General features: G+C 36.2%; 16 protein-coding genes. 8 read left to right on the top strand and 8 right to left on the bottom strand.

The window, feature by feature from the left end; translation table 11 throughout:
- Window positions 1-26 precede the first annotated feature (26 nt).
- On the bottom strand, window positions 27-458 hold the full coding sequence (locus tag I8T81_RS07420) for a DNA breaking-rejoining protein (RefSeq protein ID WP_198072489.1): 432 nt from the start codon (window positions 456-458) through the stop codon (window positions 27-29).
- Between the two features lie 381 nt (window positions 459-839).
- On the opposite strand from I8T81_RS07420, the gene I8T81_RS07415 reads away from it, so the two are divergent.
- Window positions 840-1,544: a hypothetical protein gene (locus I8T81_RS07415; RefSeq protein WP_198072488.1), complete on the top strand. Its 705-nt coding sequence runs from the start codon at window positions 840-842 to the stop codon at window positions 1,542-1,544.
- A 42-nt stretch (window positions 1,545-1,586) separates the two neighbouring features.
- Here the strand turns inward: I8T81_RS07415 and I8T81_RS07410 are convergent, their stop codons facing one another.
- The 7 genes from I8T81_RS07410 to I8T81_RS07380 all read right to left on the bottom strand — a co-directional run bounded on the left by I8T81_RS07410 (window position 1,587) and on the right by I8T81_RS07380 (window position 6,165).
- Window positions 1,587-1,718 (bottom strand): hypothetical protein, encoded by a 132-nt coding sequence (locus I8T81_RS07410; protein ID WP_198072487.1) that lies wholly within the window; start codon window positions 1,716-1,718, stop codon window positions 1,587-1,589.
- A gap of 212 nt (window positions 1,719-1,930) precedes the next feature.
- Complete coding sequence (locus I8T81_RS07405; protein ID WP_068935445.1) at window positions 1,931-2,314, bottom strand: hypothetical protein; 384 nt, start codon at window positions 2,312-2,314, stop codon at window positions 1,931-1,933.
- 175 nt (window positions 2,315-2,489) lie between these two features.
- Window positions 2,490-2,771, bottom strand: a complete 282-nt coding sequence (locus tag I8T81_RS07400) for a hypothetical protein (RefSeq protein ID WP_019458664.1) — start codon at window positions 2,769-2,771, stop codon at window positions 2,490-2,492.
- Window positions 2,772-2,953: 182 nt separating this feature from the next.
- Window positions 2,954-3,280, bottom strand: a complete 327-nt coding sequence (locus I8T81_RS07395; RefSeq protein WP_227602156.1) for a hypothetical protein — start codon at window positions 3,278-3,280, stop codon at window positions 2,954-2,956.
- A gap of 209 nt (window positions 3,281-3,489) precedes the next feature.
- The gene (locus tag I8T81_RS07390; RefSeq protein ID WP_198072485.1) at window positions 3,490-3,960 is read right to left on the bottom strand and encodes a hypothetical protein; all 471 of its coding nucleotides are present in this window, start codon (window positions 3,958-3,960) and stop codon (window positions 3,490-3,492) included.
- 410 nt (window positions 3,961-4,370) lie between these two features.
- Entirely contained in the window at window positions 4,371-4,622 is a 252-nt protein-coding gene (locus I8T81_RS07385; RefSeq protein ID WP_016804989.1) for a hypothetical protein, read from the bottom strand.
- A gap of 307 nt (window positions 4,623-4,929) precedes the next feature.
- Window positions 4,930-6,165 carry a mechanosensitive ion channel family protein gene (locus I8T81_RS07380; protein WP_198072484.1) on the bottom strand — a complete coding sequence of 412 codons (1,236 nt, stop codon included), beginning with the start codon at window positions 6,163-6,165 and terminating at the stop codon, window positions 4,930-4,932.
- Window positions 6,166-6,492: 327 nt separating this feature from the next.
- Here I8T81_RS07380 and I8T81_RS07375 point away from each other — a divergent pair, with 327 nt between their 5' ends.
- The 7 genes from I8T81_RS07375 (at window position 6,493) to I8T81_RS07345 (ending at window position 17,066) form a co-directional block, all read left to right on the top strand.
- Window positions 6,493-7,440: a metal-dependent hydrolase gene (locus tag I8T81_RS07375; protein ID WP_198072483.1), complete on the top strand. Its 948-nt coding sequence runs from the start codon at window positions 6,493-6,495 to the stop codon at window positions 7,438-7,440.
- A 375-nt stretch (window positions 7,441-7,815) separates the two neighbouring features.
- A complete protein-coding gene (gene sbnA / locus I8T81_RS07370; protein ID WP_198072482.1) occupies window positions 7,816-8,820 on the top strand; it encodes a 2,3-diaminopropionate biosynthesis protein SbnA in 1,005 nt (334 codons plus the stop codon).
- Between the two features lie 21 nt (window positions 8,821-8,841).
- Window positions 8,842-9,855: a 2,3-diaminopropionate biosynthesis protein SbnB gene (gene sbnB / locus I8T81_RS07365; protein WP_003652251.1), complete on the top strand. Its 1,014-nt coding sequence runs from the start codon at window positions 8,842-8,844 to the stop codon at window positions 9,853-9,855.
- Between the two features lie 71 nt (window positions 9,856-9,926).
- Window positions 9,927-11,567 (top strand): IucA/IucC family protein, encoded by a 1,641-nt coding sequence (locus tag I8T81_RS07360; RefSeq protein ID WP_198072747.1) that lies wholly within the window; start codon window positions 9,927-9,929, stop codon window positions 11,565-11,567.
- A gap of 3 nt (window positions 11,568-11,570) precedes the next feature.
- Window positions 11,571-12,776: an MFS transporter gene (locus I8T81_RS07355; protein WP_198072481.1), complete on the top strand. Its 1,206-nt coding sequence runs from the start codon at window positions 11,571-11,573 to the stop codon at window positions 12,774-12,776.
- Window positions 12,773-16,300 carry an IucA/IucC family protein gene (locus tag I8T81_RS07350; protein WP_198072480.1) on the top strand — a complete coding sequence of 1,176 codons (3,528 nt, stop codon included), beginning with the start codon at window positions 12,773-12,775 and terminating at the stop codon, window positions 16,298-16,300. Before I8T81_RS07355 ends, I8T81_RS07350 begins: the two co-directional genes overlap by 4 nt.
- Complete coding sequence (locus I8T81_RS07345; RefSeq protein ID WP_198072479.1) at window positions 16,293-17,066, top strand: HpcH/HpaI aldolase family protein; 774 nt, start codon at window positions 16,293-16,295, stop codon at window positions 17,064-17,066. Before I8T81_RS07350 ends, I8T81_RS07345 begins: the two co-directional genes overlap by 8 nt.
- The last annotated feature ends 146 nt before the right edge of the window (window positions 17,067-17,212 follow it).

The following is a 17,212-nucleotide window of genomic DNA, read 5'->3' as shown; positions in this document are numbered from 1 at the left end:
TAGAGCTTATGTATAGATTATCTCTGTCATTTTATATTTTTATTATCTAATATTTGCAAATCTAAATTAAAGGACACTGTTCTATTTTTACGTGCACTATTTCGCATTTGATAAACTTGGATAATATAATCACCATCGACGGGCAATACTATTTCTCCGGAAAAACCTAATGTCGAACCCACTAACAAGGCTTGATCTTTGCCTGGCTTTTTTCCTGGAGCAAAAATATTAACATAAGCTAAATTACTATAACTATTAATATTGAATTTTAAAACTTGCCCACTTTTTGCAAACACTCTATATCTAACATCATCATAACCTTGAAACTTTCCAGTTAATGTCGTTTGATGTGAACCTTTTAAAAAACTTACTTTTGTTTCAACATTCTTAGCAAGAACTGATAATGGTATAGATAAAATTAAACCAGATAATAATATAGTTTTAATGATTTTTTTCATTTTTAATCCTCAACATTATTTTGAATAATTATATGAAATATACTTTTTATTAAGTTTTAATTTATGTATAAATTTGATGTGTACCGTTTGAGTTTGTAAATCATTTTCTTATAGCCTTAAAAAATAGATGTCACTAAACTTTAACTTGCCAGCCCAATAAAACCAATTTAGAATCCGCCCAACGAATTTCTGGGGGCTTCATTGTGAGTACTTGCTCGATTGATAGAATTAAATCATCGACTCATATCTAAGTATCCACTACAGCCCTCTGGCTCTCTTGTGGATCTAAGAGAGTCCCCATCTTATTTTATTCTTATTCATCAGTTTTGTTTACAAACTAGCAAATACTTACATGTGCTCTTTGCTGTATTGGAGTCATCAATGCTATTTCTGAACTTAAAAAAATCTATTGTCTTTGTGAGTACTTGCTTAGCCTTTATTTCAAGTTATGCAGGTCGACCAATGGTTGTCGATGATGCTTCTTTAGTTCCCGTCCACACCTGTCAGCTTGACTCATGGATGCAGAATAACCCTAACGATAAGGAATATTGGGTCATCCCTTCTTGTAATATTGGTGGTAATTTTGAATTTGGTATAGGCATGGGCCGTCATTTTTCTGACGACACTGGCAATGCGACTTATACAACTGTGCAAGGGAAAACACTCTTAAAACCACTTGAGACGAATAACTGGGGGATTGGTTTTTCATTTTCGACTCAAATGAGTAACAACCATACTTCTGAAAAAGATTGGACTGTGAATGTTCCCTTAAGTATTTCTATGTTAGATGACCATTTCTTGGTACATACAAATGTGGGTTGGCTTAAAGAACATACCACTCACCGCGAACAAACTACTTGGGGTGTGGGTACAGAAACATTCATTACGAAACCATTAACATTTACTGCCGAAGTTTATGGAAATGATCGAGACGATTCATTTTATCAAACCGGCATTAAATATATGTTGTACAAAGATAATGTCCAGTTCAATGTAAGTTATGGTAACCGTTTAAATAAAACCAAAGATGACTCATTTTTCTCTGTCGGCCTAATCTTTGTGACTAATCCACTTTTTTCTAAATGAAATGATCATTAAAAAAGCCCATCTCAGGATGGGCTTTTGTTTTTATGAATCTTTATCTAGCGAATGTGGCGTTGTAGTTTTATCTTGCTGCTTCGTATCATTCTCGCCTTGGCAAGCTATAACAGAGATTGATACGATTGCTACTAAGCTTAGAGTAGCTATTATTTTAGTCATATTTTACCTCATACAATTTCCATTGATTAGCTAATAAATACTGGCTATCAATATTACGATCAGCATAGGTTTATAGACTTTTTTGTTTTATCTACATAGAAATGTAAACTGGAACAATGCACTGTAGCCAAAGTAAGACACAATTTTAGAAATTGTATAAAGCCACTACTTATACACTTTTCACTAATCCGAGTAACGCAATTCGTTCTGTTCTAATCATAAGAAACACAAAAATCTAGCTTATCGTGAGGTTGTTTAAAGCATGTCCATGCATCTTTTTCAGGTTTATCAACAATTTTTTTTGTCTTTAAATTACGATAATAAATGTGTGCATCTTTTAAATTAGATAAGTTACTTCCGACAGAAACACATGGGTCCTCGTTTGAACAAATATTTGATTCTTTAATAAATACTTTAGTGTTAGGAAAAATTAATCTTTCAAAGTTAGATGTTGAGTTATTTGTAGAAGAGAGTAAGCAAGTCTCTGTAGTATTTTTACCATTTACGACAAAACAACTTTTACTGACCTCGAAGGGCTCTTGAGCGAATGTCCCCGTTGCATAAGGCAATAGAAATAAAGTAATAAGGCGCTTCATGTTCTTTCTCTCTGTATATTCGATATTTAGCCTAAAACTGCCTATTAATATTTAGACTATATTTAACTGAGTTGCCTATAATACCTCTATTAAGTTTAGTTAAATATTTACTATTTGATAAATTTTACAAAATATTGAAAAAACAGCTAAACAACTGATATATCAAATCAAAAAATTATTGATCTAAAATTTCCCAATCAGTTCCAATTTGTGCCAAAGCAGGTAGTTCATCACTATTAAAAACATTATTTTTACTATCAATAGCGAATCGATAGAGTGGAACTGAATCTGCCTCTGTTTTTTTAAAAAAACTAAAATCTTCGTTGATATGGATTAAGTCCTCTGAACTATTATCTACTGCTATTTTACTTTTACCCACACCTAAAGGTATGTGTATATAACTTTCACAAGTAACATGAACTCTATTGCCATCCAAATCTTGATATGAACATTTCATATTTAAGCCTTTCAATAATTTTTATAGATGTGTAGGAAAACTTAACATGCTATGCACATAAGTTATGGATTTTTTTATGATGTAATTGTTTAAGTATGTATATCATGTTGAAAAGTGAACTGTTTTCTCTAATTAGGATTGATAGAAATTTTCAAAAAAAGCACCGTTATCGGTGCTTATTGTTATTTACACTTTCCATGAGGACTGTTTATTTCTTCTTTTAAAGAATCAATATCCACTTTAATTAATTCTTTATCATTTGCTAGTTCTCGACCAGATTTCTTCATGAAGGTTTTATACTCCTTAAATCTAGCAATAAGAAATTCATTATATTGTAGTTCAGATTGCATATAGGTACATTCTATTGAATCTAGCTTTTTTCTTTGTGCACTAATTAAATTTTTGTTCGCATTCTTTTTGATAAAAGCGTCTCTTTCTGCCTGAACTACATGAATTTTCTCTATAAGATTATAATACTCGTCTTGAAAACTTGTGTTTGAAGCAGCCATACTATTAGTACAAATAAGTAAGCCCAGGATAAAAACTCTTAATTTCATAATATATAATATTCACTTATCATAATTAAAAAGTGCATATTATAAGACAATCATGATCAAATAAAGTAAATAAGTTATATAAAGAAAACCGCCCCAGAAGGCGGTTGCTGAAATTTTACAGCGATTATAAAAGTGCGGTGGATACACACTTTTATAGGACTTTAGACTAGATTTATTGTTTTATTATTTTTCTTATACTCTTCAGAATTAAAATAATTTTCGATCATTCTGACGTTTTCTTCGGATACTGCTTTTTTATTTTCCAGTACCCTCTGGGCTTCTTTTTTTACATCAAAGTCTGCGGCCATAATACTTGAAAGTGGTGGAAGTTTTGGCTGCCCACCTATCGTAATTTTTTCAATAAAGCTTGCTAACCACATAATATATTCACCCTTATTTTTATATTTAGGCATTAAGCTCATGTCGATTTTAATGGTGCATTCATTTAAAGGTTTACTTAAGCACTCTTCAAAATCTATAAAATTATATTTCAGTTTACAGGGAGTGCCCTTGATCTCTTTTCGAATAATGCTGACTAAATTATTCAGTTGTTCAATCAGGTTGTCAGAAAATAATTTATCTTCTTCAAATCTTTTATAGATCTTTTCGGCAATTGTTATAAATTTTGGCATGGTTCCTTCCCTCTTATTCTAACTTTGTTTGTTAGACCGATTTTTAAGGAAGTATGATGGATATATCATTTCAGTATGTAAGTGTTGAAATGGCAAGTGTAATCAATAAGAGTGTTATGAAACCTGTGCCCATAACTCACCACAGCAAATAATTAAAATGCAAAATTCATCACAATTTATATGCGGAAAAATTTTATATTTGGTAATAATTTTCTAAAAAAATTAAGCTCATCAATAATATTATTTGACCTAAGTTTTTTCTGATATGTTAGCTAAAAATAGAATATAGGAATATTTGAATTATTTTCATTTACTGCCTTGCTGAATAACGAGGTGATTTAGTCGAAGAATAAAAGTTAACCCTATATTCAGCAAGGTCTTCTATGGTTTATATTTTAGATTGATGCAGCTTATGCACTACTTAGCGCTGCTTCAAACATTTCAATAATTGCTTTGGCTCCTTCAGCCTTTTGCCTTGCGTCTTGATCATCGAAGATAACCGTTTCATCATTGAGTTCACTCACATATCGCCGGGCTTCGTCTAGAGCTCTCCTTAATTTTTGTACTTTGTGTTTGTTTACGTCTTTGGCAATGGTTGGCGCATATCCTCCACGTTTTGCGTTTTTAAGTTGTCTAGCTCTGTTCTCTATTGCTGTAGCCATTCAAACACTCCAACTCACCTAACAAATTTTAGTAAAGCAACTTTATTGTTTGTTATTCTTAAACATTTAGTATTTTCTTTGTTCAAAGTGTCAAATTCGTTACTTAAGCCTCACTCCTTAAAAATTTTGGATCGAGTTTGCTTAAAAATCAGTCTTTTCTAAGTTATGAAACGCGCATAACTCATATAGTCAATTTATACCGCTATTTAATAATAATTTTCCAAAAATATTTATAAATTAATGTATAAAAATATTAAAAAAATGCTATCTACTTGAAAATTCAAAGAAGATAGCACTCTTGTACCACTTACTCTACTGTAAGTTTTTGAAAATCATGGCCTGATGGTGCCTGATACACTCTTAAACCAAACTCAGGCAAAATCGCGATGAGATGGTCAAAAATGTCGGACTGAATTGCTTCATAAGAAACCCATGCAGTGGTATTAGTAAAGGCATAAATCTCTAGTGGTAGACCTTCACTCGTCGGTTGTAATTGACGAACAATTAAAGTTTGATTTTGTGCGATTCCTTTGTGCTGACGCAAATAGAATTCAACATACGCTCTAAATGTTCCGATATTGGTTAAACGTCTTTTGTTATAACGAGACTGACTACCTAAATGCTTATTGAACTCGTCAATCTCAGATTGTTTAGCATTGAGGTATTGATCTAACAATAGAAAATCTTTTAGCTTTCGCTGCTCTTCTTCAGTCATGAAGTGCACACTACTCTGGTCAATGAAAAGCGAACGCTTCATACGACGGCATCCAGCGTTACTCATACCGCGCCAGTTTTTAAAAGTGTCTGTAACAAGTTTATTGGTTGGAATAGTGGTATAGGTTTTATCAAAGTTTTGTACGGTTACAGTATGTAGTGAAATATCAATCACATCACCATCGGCATTTAACGACGGCATTTCAATCCAGTCCCCTATACGTACCATGTCATAAGAAGCAATTTGTACACTCGCGACCAATGACAAAATCGTATTTTGGAAAACCAACATTAATACGGCTGCCATCGCACCAAAACCAGCAAGCAAGGTAAATACATCCTTTTTAAGGAATGTACCTAAAATCATTAAACCACAGACTACAAACAAGATGAGTTTAACGAGTTGCAAATAGCCCTTAATCGGCTTGTTTCTAGATTTTGGATTACGTTGATAGATTAAATTAAATATATTTAATAATTCACTGATCGTGAGCGCAATAGTCAGGAAAATAAATGCTTGCGCACCCATCTGTACCAAAGCAATTGCTTTTTCAGATAAGTGTGGAACGGTGGTAATACCATTCATAATCACAATAGCAGGAACAATATTGGCAAACCGCTTTATGACACTATGTTGAGCAAAGACAGATTGATTAAGTGACTTGATTTTAGTCACTAAATGACGAATACCCCGAACAATAATTCGCTTAGCAATGAAGTTTGCCAATGCAGCAAATAGAATTAAAATTGTGAGTGAAACTATCATTTCTAGCCAAGGATAATTGCTTAACTCAGCCTGAAGATCTCGATAATAATTAAAAAAATTCAAACCTCTACACCTTAAAACTTTATTTTCAATAATTTTAAAGTGTTCGTGTGCTATAGATTAAGACTTGTTTACATATGTCGTCATAAATACAACACGTCTATAATACTTAATCGCTAAATTAGATTAATTTATGGAAATATGATTCATACAGGCAATAAGCTTAAATTTTTAGAAAGTTCTTAAATAATTTCTAACTCAAAGCCGCTTTTATCTTTGTAGACCATCTAAATCAGATTTTTGTCCTTTAAGCACATGGTGAATAAATTTACCTAATGCTAAAAATTAGCCATTTGCATTAAATCAAAAATTATGAATGGAGTGACATCTATGCTCACAGGGAATCATCAACTTAAAGCAAGAAAAGTATATTTCGACTTTTCAGAGTCATCTGTATGTTGGATGCCAAATGACCCTCTGTGTTCACATGTTGCTAATGGCATAAATATGCTTTTGCCTGCGGGTGAGTTTTGGTTCTGCCGAGTGTTCAATAAAACTCTACCCTACATTAACGATGAAAAATTAAAACAAGAGGTCATTGGTTTTGTACGTCAAGAAGCAGCTCATGCTCGTGCCCATGAAAAAGCGCAAGACTTTTTAAGGGAACATGGCTACGACATTCAAGATCCTCTCAATCGTGCTCATCTGGTTTTTAATATTTTATTAGGTGACAAACCTCTTGGGATTCCTTTTTTAAAAGGTGAGAAAGTTGAGGAGTATTGGTTACTATTCCGAGTCGGTGTAATTGCTGCAATTGAGCACTTTACCGGAACGATTGGTCAATGGACTCTCGATAGTAAGTCGTGGGATAAGGCAGATCCTGCCATGGCAGATTTATTCCGTTGGCACCTTGCGGAAGAAGTTGAGCATCGTTGTGTTGCCTATGACTTATTTGAGCACTTATTAACAAATAAATTTGGTTTTTATATTTCCAGGCAAGCCATCATGATGGCAGTTTTCCCATTATTTATTTATTTTCTTGCCGATTTCGCCCGTAGTCTTGGGCGACAAGATTTGGAACACCAAGATATTCAAAAATTGATGCGTCGGGGTTACATTAATATTATTCGTGAGTTTGAAAAAACTGCTACTCAATCAGACAATCTACCAACAATCAAATATTTATGGAAAGCGACATTAAGATGGGTGTCTCCAAAATTTAATCCGATCCATGAAGGTGACACCCAACAAGCTTTAGCCTATATGGCTCGCTCACCTGCCGTTCAATACTTTGAACAAATGACACGGCATTCTGCTACGGCTCCAACATTAAGCTAAATGGTGACCTATCTTTTATATTATTTTTTGTTTTAATCAGCGCCCCTTTATAGGGGCTTTTTTTATGTAAAAAGCATTATTCACAAAATATATCCGTCATTTTTTCCAAAAAATTACTTTCTGTTAGTGTGATCAATTTTTATAAAATAGTAAGTTCCTGCCTATCTGCTTATATTTAAAAACTTAATTTATTTAGCCTTTTACAAAATATAGATTTTATTATTCAAAGAATTAGATCAAAAAAATTAGTGAAAATTCCTATAACTCATCCTACTTTTGCTTTACAAACCGCAACAATCTTGGAATAAATCGTAATAATAATTTAATTAATAATAATTATCATTTACAACACATAAAAACCTGAGAAGATCTGCCATGATCCATGAAAATATTCTCGAATGCATAGGTAAAACGCCACTATTACAACTATCAAGGCTATTCACGCATCAATCAGTCTCAGTGATTGCGAAAATGGAATTGTTAAACCCAGGAGGAAGTATTAAAGACCGTCCAGCATTATTTATGCTACAGGAAGGTTTAAAATCTGGAGTAATTCATAAAGATAGTCACATTGTTGAAAGTTCGTCAGGGAACTTAGCGATTGCCCTTGCAATGGCTTGCAAAATATATGGATTAAAATTTACTGCCGTTATTGACCCGAAAATTGCCTCAGCAAACCTACAAATGCTGAAGCTTTATAAAGCCAATATCGAAATGGTCTCTGAAAAAGACCAAAACGGCGGTTATTTAAAAACCCGAATTGACACCGTAAAACGGCTCTGCCAACAACTGCCAAATGCGGTTTGGATTAATCAATATGCCAATCCAAACAACTGGAAAAGTCACTATTTTGGTGAAGCAGAAGAAATCCTAAATCAAATTGATCGCAAGATTGATTACCTCGTGATTGGAGCAAGTACCTCCGGAACGATTATGGGCGTGTCTCGTCGCCTTAAAGAAAGATTTCCAGAATTAAAAGTCATCGCTGTCGATATTGTCGGCTCTGTGCTGTTCGGTGGTACATCTGGTCCACGCGAAATTCCCGGTATTGGAGCAAGTACTGTCCCAGCTCTCCTCTCCCCCGATGAAATTGATGATGTCATTTATGTAGATGACTACGAGTCGGCACTTGGTTGTAGAGAACTTCTTGAACACGAAGGAATCTTTGCAGGCGGTTCGAGCGGCTCATCAATTTCAGCCATAAAAAAATTGATTCCAACCATTCCTGAAGGTTCATGCGTCTTAACGCTGTTACCCGATCGAGGCGATCGTTATCTTGATCTGGTTTATGAAGATGAATGGTTCGAAATGATTAAAAAGCGTCACTTCAGTCGAAACGCACGACGTCAAGAAAACCTTACTTTACAAAATGTTGTTTAACTTTCTCCTTAGGAAATATTCATGAGCAATTTGGCTACCCTTCGCTATTTAAGTCAATCAGATTTATTAAATCTTGGCGCAAATCATAGTAATTCATTTATTGAAGCGATTACTGAAGGTTTAACCCTGCATGCAAATAAACAGTTTGTACAACCCTTAAAACCGTACCTTCGCTGGCAAGGTGCAGACCATATTGCTGACCGTATTATCGCTATGCCGTGTTATTTAGGTGGTAATGACCCAATTGCCGGAATTAAGTGGATTGGTTCAAGACAACATAACCCTAAAAAATTCAATATTCCACGTGCCAGCGCGCTGATTGTTTTAAATGACTCAGAAACAAATTATCCAGTTGCAGTAATGGAAGGCAGCCTCATCAGTGCTATGCGAACTGCGGCAATTACGGGTGTTTCAATTAAATATTTAGCGAAAAAAGACTTTTCTGACATTACCGTGATTGGCTGCGGCCCAATTGCCCAAATGCAGATTAAGACTGTACTTGAACAATATGCTCAAGTGAAAAAAATCCATTTATTTGATGTAAACCCTGAAGCGGCTGAAAAACTTAAAGCGTTGTTCTTATCGGAATATCCACATCTAGAAATTGAAATTCATGACAGTGCTAAGTCTGCGATTCAACAAGCCGATGTCCTCATTACCTGCACAGTTTCAGATAAGCCTTACATTCCGTTTGAGTGGCTTAAAAAAGGCTGCTTTGTTTCAAATATTTCAATTATGGATATTGAGCCTGAAGTCTTCTTAAAAGTCGACAAAGTTATTGTGGATGACTGGGACCAATCAAACCGAGAAAAGAAAGTCATTAACGTACTGGTTGAAGATGGCTTATTCAGCCGTGAAAAACTACATGCTGAACTTGGCGACATCATTATTGGTCATAAAAACGGCCGCGAACACGAAGATGAAATCATTTTGCTCAACCCAATGGGCATGGCGATTGATGACATTGTCTGCGCTAAGTGGTTCTTCAATGCCGCACAAGAACAAAACGTTGGCACGGTTCTACCGCTTTTATAAGAAAAGGAATAAATAAAATGTTAGATCGGATTTACACAGCACAACTACAAAAAACGATAGATGCACTCTACATGGAGAATTATGGAGATTTTAAAGATCATATTTCCTATAAAAAGCCTTATTTGGCAATTACTCTCAATGATGAGTTGGAACTCTATTTCAACTGTTTAAAAGTAGATGGTGTAAATCCTTTCTATGTTACCCAACCCGAAATTTTGCTTCATAACCTGTTGAGTAATACGACATCTAAAATTTCTATTTCTGAAGTTTTTAACTATTTAACCAAAGCAACTTGGTGGCCGTCACCACACCATCAAAAAGCGATTGATTACTGGCTAGACAACTTAGTAACGGCTGAAAAAATTCCTCAAATTTTACAGTCAGCCCTTTCATTTTCTTCGCCTTTGATTACTAGTGAATTGCTATCGCTGGTCGCTGATCGTCCATTTCATCCATTCGCGCATTCAAAAGGTGAACTTACACCACTCACAACTCAAAAAGAAATTGAAGTGTACTGGTGGGCTTTTAAGCAAGATGATGTGATCAATAATATGGAGTCGATTCCTCATAAAGAGCTTCTGTTATCAGAAGTTGAGGAAAGTCTGATTGCTGACAAAATGGCTCAGCTTTCAGATAACTACTTAGCCCTGCCTTTGTTAGAGACTCAACATGGCTATTTAAAGTTTGATGAAAATAAGTACGGCGGTATTGACCTTAACCATGTCACCACAATTGGTTTACCGACTTCTTCTTTAAGAACGCTTATTCACAACGCAAACCCTACTCTACATTTAAAACTCTCAACCAATGCCAAAACATTAGGTGCAATCCGCTCTATGCCAGGCCGTTATTTAATGAATGGTCATACGGCGTATGATTTTTTAAATGACGTTATTAATGAAACTTCTTTATTAAAAAATCGCCTCTTTTTGAGTAATGAAACGCACTGGTGGGTGTTGGGTAAACAAGAGCCCATTGTAAAGAATTTAGGTGTAATTGGTTGCCAAGTCCGACATTTACCGGATATTTGCCAAGACAAAAACGTTACACCAATCACCATGTCAGCTTTAAGCTGTACTTATATCGACCCTTGGGAAACTTTAGGCGTTGAAGGTGACAAATGGTCATTACTAAAAGACTTAAGTGTTCATTTTATTCAAACATTTTTAACGCTTTGGACAAAAGGAATCATGCCTGAATGCCACGGGCAAAACACCATGGTGTGTTATGAAAATAACAAGTTGAAATGCTTTATTTTACGTGATCACGATACCTTAAGAATATGTACCACAGCCATTGAGGAAAATGGTTTTACACCTCCGATTTATACCATTGATACCAGTACACCAAACAATCTTATCTTTACTAAAAATGAGGACTTATTTAATTACTTCATTACCCTAGGGATTCAAATTAACCTCTACCCAATTGCTTTAGTTACCTTGAAATATACGGATCGTACAGAAAGCGATTTTTGGGAGATGGTTCAAGACATTATTCAAGATTTTATAAAAACCCAACCCATTTCAGAGCGAACAAAATCGCAAATTCAAACTTATCTTTTCGACAATAAGACTTGGCCATTCAAACAGCTCCTTACGCCTTTACTTACGCAAGAAAGCGACTCAACAGGCATGCCAAGTAAAATCGGAAGTACGCCCAACCCTTATCACAGCTTATCTGTTTCTAGCTATGAGACCATGGATATCTAAATCATGCGCTCATCTCGCCTAGATCATTTCATTATTTTGCTCTGTCAGTTTTTTTCCACTTTTGGGCTCATGGTGCTGATTCCAATCATGCCGCTCTATATGGAAAAACTGACGGCGCATATGAGTGCTCCCACTATCTGGGCAGGTTTGGCACTCGCAGCTCCTGCCATTGGCAGTTTATTTACCGCACCGATTGTGGGTCATCTATCCGACACATTCGGCCATAAAAAAGCCTTGTTACTTTCACTGGCTGGTTTCTGTATTTCAATACTGCTCATGGCGAGTGCCCAGCATTTATACCTGTTTATTTTCGCACGAATTTTACTCGGGTTTTGCGGTCTTTCCGTGATTTTAAATGCATATGTTTCATATCTTTCCAATGAGCAACAACGAGGTGCTGCTTTTGGGCAACTACAAAGTAGTGTCGCGCTCGCTTGCCTATGTGGTCCCGTACTCGGCGGGATATTTATGGATCAATGGCGGGTTGAAGTATTACTCAACGCAACAGCATTTGTTGTGATGACGCTCATTGTGATCGCGTCATTTGTATTAACCAATCCCGTTAAAACTGAGGCGCCAAAAACCAAAGAGAAATCCAAACTTCCCGCTTTCTTTGATAGAACGATTTTTTCATGGTTAAGCGCTGGCATTTTAGTTCAAGCGGGCGGCTTTGGTTTGGTGTCTTGCTTCGTTTTGTACATTAGTGAAATAAGCCAAAGCACTCACTCTTCATTATCTGCAGCAAGCTTAACAGGAACCATTCATGCGCTTTCATGGGGAGCAGCCTTTATTGCTGCAACCTATTGGGGAAAAAGAAATGATGATAAAGGAGATTCTTTTAATAACTTCATTTACGCATCTTTAATTTGCGGCATCACGATTTTCGCATTGATCTGGGTTTCGAATATTTGGCTAGTTCTTGTATTACGACTCATACAAGGCTTTTGCTTTGCAGCCCTGATTCCTTCGATCTTACACACCATTTCTCTAAAAGCTGGCGCTCAAAGCCAAGGAAAAGTGATTGGCATTTCTAACAGTGCCTTTGTCTTAGGACAGCTTATTGGCCCAATCACCATCACACTCACCTACTCATTTTTCAATATTACCGCGGCATTAATTTGCACCTCACTATTTTTTATTGGTGCGGGATTAGTGGTGATTTTGAACAGATTCTTAATGGATACAATTTTAGAAGAGGCACAAGAATGAACTCAATTATTACAACAGATACATGGTCTTATAAACTTTTCGAACAGTACCTGAATACTTTCTTTCGTGAACTCAAAGTGAATCTTGAAGAATGCATTATTCCAGCTCAAGACTCTCCTTTATTCACCCTATATGCAGAGCAACCAGATACCCTGTATTTTGCTTATACATTTAATGCATCTAACACGACTGTTTATGGCGTAGTTCAGCACTTATCAACTACGGGTTATCACAGATATCAACGTGGTTTTATTCTGCAAAACTTAAATGACAATACATTTGACTCGCTCACCGACCCTAAACAGTTAGTGAAGCTGATTACAGATGAACTGAATAGCTTATTTAAAGACAAAAACCAAAATAAGAACCTGTACTCCGATATTGCCAATAGTATCGAGAACACAAAATTCTTTTTAGAAAATAAGCCATCTCAAACAGCAACTAAAGCATTGAGTGGCTTTCAGGCTACTGAACAAGGCATGCTATATGGGCACCCTTTTCATGTGACCTCTAAAGCCAATCTAGGTTTTTCTAAAGAGGACATGAAAAAGTATAGCCCCGAGTTAGGTGCAAGTTTTCAACTCCATTACTTTGCGGTTCATTCTTCTTTAATTCAAAAGTTAGTTAGCGAGACCGAACGTTCTCACCATATTGAAGATGAAGTTTTAGAAGCAGCAAAAGATCGTTTGCAAGAGAAATTCACTAATTATGAACTGATGCCAACGCATCCGTGGCAAGCCAATTTCTTACTTCAACATTCATCGTTAAAGAAACATTTAGACAGCCAAGACGTAATCTATCTGGGCGCTTTAGGTCAAACGGTATGGCCAACCTCATCTGTTCGTACAGTGTGGTTACCTCAATCGAACCTATTCTTAAAACTCTCAATTGATGTACGAATTACCAGTTTCATTCGTAATAACCCAATGGATGAAATGGAACGCGCCATTGATGCGAGCAAAATTATTATTAATCACAAGATTAATGAACAATATCCAGACCTTGTGATTCTGCCAGAGTTAGAGGCGAAAACAGTCAAAATTCCTGAGCTTGAAAGTTCATTTGGCATTATTTATAGAGCAGGACTCACGCCAGATGTATTAGAAAATACCCGAATGCTGGGCGGCTTGGTTGAAGAAAACCAAAACCATGAAATTCCGCTTTTAAGCTTTATTCAACAAGCAGCACCGAATCAAAATCTACAATCGAACGATGCGAAAGACTTCATTACTTTTTGGTGGAAACAGTACGTTAAAGTTTCGCTTATTCCATTAGTTGAGTTGTTTGCAAACAAAGGCATTAGCGTAGAAGCGCACATGCAAAACAGCTTAATGGAATTTAAAAATGGCTATCCACATCGTCTTATTCTTCGAGACATGGAAGGCATTAGCATTGTTCCAGAAATGATAGAAGACGACTCATCTATTTCTGAAGATAGTACTGTTTGGTTCTCTCAAAAAGATGCATGGACGTTTTTAAAATATTATCTCGTGATCAATCACATTGCTCACCTCATCAGTGCAATTGCACGCGTTACAGCAATTGAAGAATCTGAACTTTGGCAAGCCACTCGTCTTACGCTCACACAAGAAAACTTTAGCGCCAAAGGTCAGCAGTACCGCGATTTATTAATTAATTCACTCACATTACCAATCAAGGCAAATATGTTAAATACGCTCTACCACAGTGGTGGCAATCCTATCTGGATTGAAGTTGAAAACCCTATTTATAAATATCGCGGAGCAGAAGCGCTTTGCCCTCTTCAACCAACACAACAAACCAATTATAAAACCCTTGCGGAAAACCGCGTGATGGGCCAATTACTAGAAGCGCTTATTTTTGAAAATACTTTTAAATACGAGTTTTCTAAAGGTCAGATCAAGTTTTATATTTCCGATACCGTTTTTTATACCTGTGCGGCCAAACGACACTTTAGTTTTAAACGAATTAAGTTAGACCCTTCAAGCTTACTTCGTTCTGATATTACTTTAGACACTGAAACTCACCCTAACTTAAAAACGCTACTTGCCGACCTCAAAAATATTATTGAAGCTGACCCAGTTAAATGGCAAAACTTTAATGATGAGCTGAATTTAACTTACGTTAAACATGCGCAGACTTTGAGCCAAGCACCTGCTCAACCTTTAAGAGCCTTGCCTTATTTAGAGCAAGAAGCGCGAATTACCAATGCGCATTTATATCACCCAAGTTTTAAATCTCGTATTGGCTTCGATTTAAAAGAAAATCAAAAATACGCACCCGAACTCTCTGAAGGTTTTACGGTTCAATGGGTAGCGACTCATAACAGTTTATGCAAATTGGTTTTAAGTGGAACAATTAACTTAGAACAGCTTTATAAACAGCATTTTTCAGAAAAAGATCTACAAGCCATTAACGATCAATTGAAAGAACAAAATGTAGATTTTAAAGATTATATCCTTACTCCAATTCATCCGTGGCAGTGGGATAAAATTATTGAATTGTATTATCAAGATGCGATTAGCAACCAACTGATCATTCCGTTAGATATTGAAGGTCCAACTTATTTACCACAGCAGTCGATTCGAACTTTATCAAATATTAGTGATATCTCGGCGCTTTCTCTTAAGTTGGCAATGAACTTGGTCAATACTTCGACCTCTCGCGTATTGGCACCGCATACCGTTCAAAATGCGGCAAGAATGAGTGACTGGCTGTATAACATTGTTGAGCAAGACCATATTTTAGAAAAACAGCGCAAACCTGTTATTTTAAGAGAGATTGGTGGTCTTTCAGTTAACCAGCAAATTGCACTACCTGTTCAATACGGCGCACTCGCCTGCATTTGGCGCGAAAGTATTTACAGCTACTTAAAAGAAGGCGAATCGGCAACGCCAGTAACAGGTTTAATGCAACTCGATATTGACCAAAAACCTCTCATTGATGAGTGGATTCAAGAGTACGGTATCGAGTTCTGGTTAGAAAAGTTACTTACCAATGCTTATCTACCCATCATGCATATTTTATGGTGCCACGGCCTTGCTTTAGAGTCACATGCACAAAACATGGTACTGATTCATAAAAATGGTTTACCCGTTAAAGCTGCCTTGAAAGATTTCCACGATGGAATTCGTTTTAGTCGTCATCTTTTACGTGAGCCAGAGCTTTTACCTAACTTGCAAGATGCGCCAAAAGAACATGCCAAAATTAACCCGAACTCATTCTTAGAAACCCACTCTCCAAATGAGTTAAGAGACTTTACTCAAGATGCGCTTTGGTTTGTAAATCTGGCAGAGTTAGCGATTTTCTTAAATGAACATTATGACTTCGATGAAATCAAATTCTGGACCATGTTAAGAACTATCATCAATCAGCATAAAGAAGCTCACCCAGAGTTTAGCGAACGATATGAATTGTTTAACTTTACAGATGACACCATCGATATTGAACAGCTTGCAAGCCGCCGTTTTCTTCCAGAAATTCGCTTAAGAGTACAAACCACGCCGAACCCACTCAGCCTCATTAAGGAAATCGAATATGAATAAGCATTCGATTTCTTTTAAGAAACGAATAGCAAATGGTGAGACGCTCTACGGAATATTTTGTTCCGTAGCTTCTGCGATTAATGTCGAGCAACTGGCACTTGCGGGCTATAACTTTATTATTATCGACTTGGAACATACTTTATTTAGTACGTCTCAAGTCGAGACTATGATTTTAGTCGCTAGAGCTATGAGTCTTGATATCTTTGTGAGAGTCCCGTTAAACGCCAACCACCTAGTTTTACCTCTGCTCGATGCAGGGGTAACGGGCATTGTGTTTCCACGTATTGAAAATGCTCAGCAAGCTCAAGAGGCTGTGAACTATTGCCACTATATGCCACTTGGGCAAAGAGGTCTGAATTCAACAAGGTTAAATCGATACGGCATGGATGATTTAGCGAGTTTTGTTCAATACGCAGCAAACGAGACTGTTGTCATTGCTATGATTGAAAGCTTAGAAGGACTAGAGCAACTAGATGAAATTTTAAAAGTCGAAGGTATTGATATTATTCTTGAAGGTGCTGCCGACCTTTCTCAATCGATGGGAATGCCGTGGCAAACTAGCCATCCAAAGGTGAAAGAAAAAGTTCAAGAGATGTATATAAAGACTAAAAATAGTCAAAAGCATTTCTGTGCTATTCCCCGACAACCTGAAGATATCGCGGCATGGAAACAGCAATCTGTTCAGCTTTTTGTACTCGGGGATGACCGCAGCATTATTCGCCGTGCTCATCAAAACCATCTAAATACCTTTAAAGACATTTCATAACTGTTCAAATCTTTTAGGGGAATAAATGCCTATTCCCCTAATTCATTGAATAAATTTCAAATATATTATTTTAAAGCAATTAATAATATTGTTAATTACAATGATTCTCATTTATAATTCGGTCAATTTAAAATCACTCTCGGGGC

The organism is Acinetobacter seifertii (assembly GCF_016064815.1).
Taxonomy (GTDB): Bacteria; Pseudomonadota; Gammaproteobacteria; order Pseudomonadales; family Moraxellaceae; genus Acinetobacter; species Acinetobacter seifertii.
This window is presented reverse-complemented; position numbering and strand designations above follow the sequence as displayed.

Coding starts and splice junctions, on each gene's coding strand:
- I8T81_RS07420 (WP_198072489.1), bottom strand. CDS start 458: ATGAAAAAAATCATTAAAACTATATTATTATCTGGTTTAATTTTATCT.
- I8T81_RS07415 (WP_198072488.1), top strand. CDS start 840: ATGCTATTTCTGAACTTAAAAAAATCTATTGTCTTTGTGAGTACTTGC.
- I8T81_RS07410 (WP_198072487.1), bottom strand. CDS start 1,718: ATGACTAAAATAATAGCTACTCTAAGCTTAGTAGCAATCGTATCAATC.
- I8T81_RS07405 (WP_068935445.1), bottom strand. CDS start 2,314: ATGAAGCGCCTTATTACTTTATTTCTATTGCCTTATGCAACGGGGACA.
- I8T81_RS07400 (WP_019458664.1), bottom strand. CDS start 2,771: ATGAAATGTTCATATCAAGATTTGGATGGCAATAGAGTTCATGTTACT.
- I8T81_RS07395 (WP_227602156.1), bottom strand. CDS start 3,280: ATGGCTGCTTCAAACACAAGTTTTCAAGACGAGTATTATAATCTTATA.
- I8T81_RS07390 (WP_198072485.1), bottom strand. CDS start 3,960: ATGCCAAAATTTATAACAATTGCCGAAAAGATCTATAAAAGATTTGAA.
- I8T81_RS07385 (WP_016804989.1), bottom strand. CDS start 4,622: ATGGCTACAGCAATAGAGAACAGAGCTAGACAACTTAAAAACGCAAAA.
- I8T81_RS07375 (WP_198072483.1), top strand. CDS start 6,493: ATGCTCACAGGGAATCATCAACTTAAAGCAAGAAAAGTATATTTCGAC.
- sbnA (WP_198072482.1), top strand. CDS start 7,816: ATGATCCATGAAAATATTCTCGAATGCATAGGTAAAACGCCACTATTA.
- sbnB (WP_003652251.1), top strand. CDS start 8,842: ATGAGCAATTTGGCTACCCTTCGCTATTTAAGTCAATCAGATTTATTA.
- I8T81_RS07360 (WP_198072747.1), top strand. CDS start 9,927: ATGGAGAATTATGGAGATTTTAAAGATCATATTTCCTATAAAAAGCCT.
- I8T81_RS07355 (WP_198072481.1), top strand. CDS start 11,571: ATGCGCTCATCTCGCCTAGATCATTTCATTATTTTGCTCTGTCAGTTT.
- I8T81_RS07350 (WP_198072480.1), top strand. CDS start 12,773: ATGAACTCAATTATTACAACAGATACATGGTCTTATAAACTTTTCGAA.
- I8T81_RS07345 (WP_198072479.1), top strand. CDS start 16,293: ATGAATAAGCATTCGATTTCTTTTAAGAAACGAATAGCAAATGGTGAG.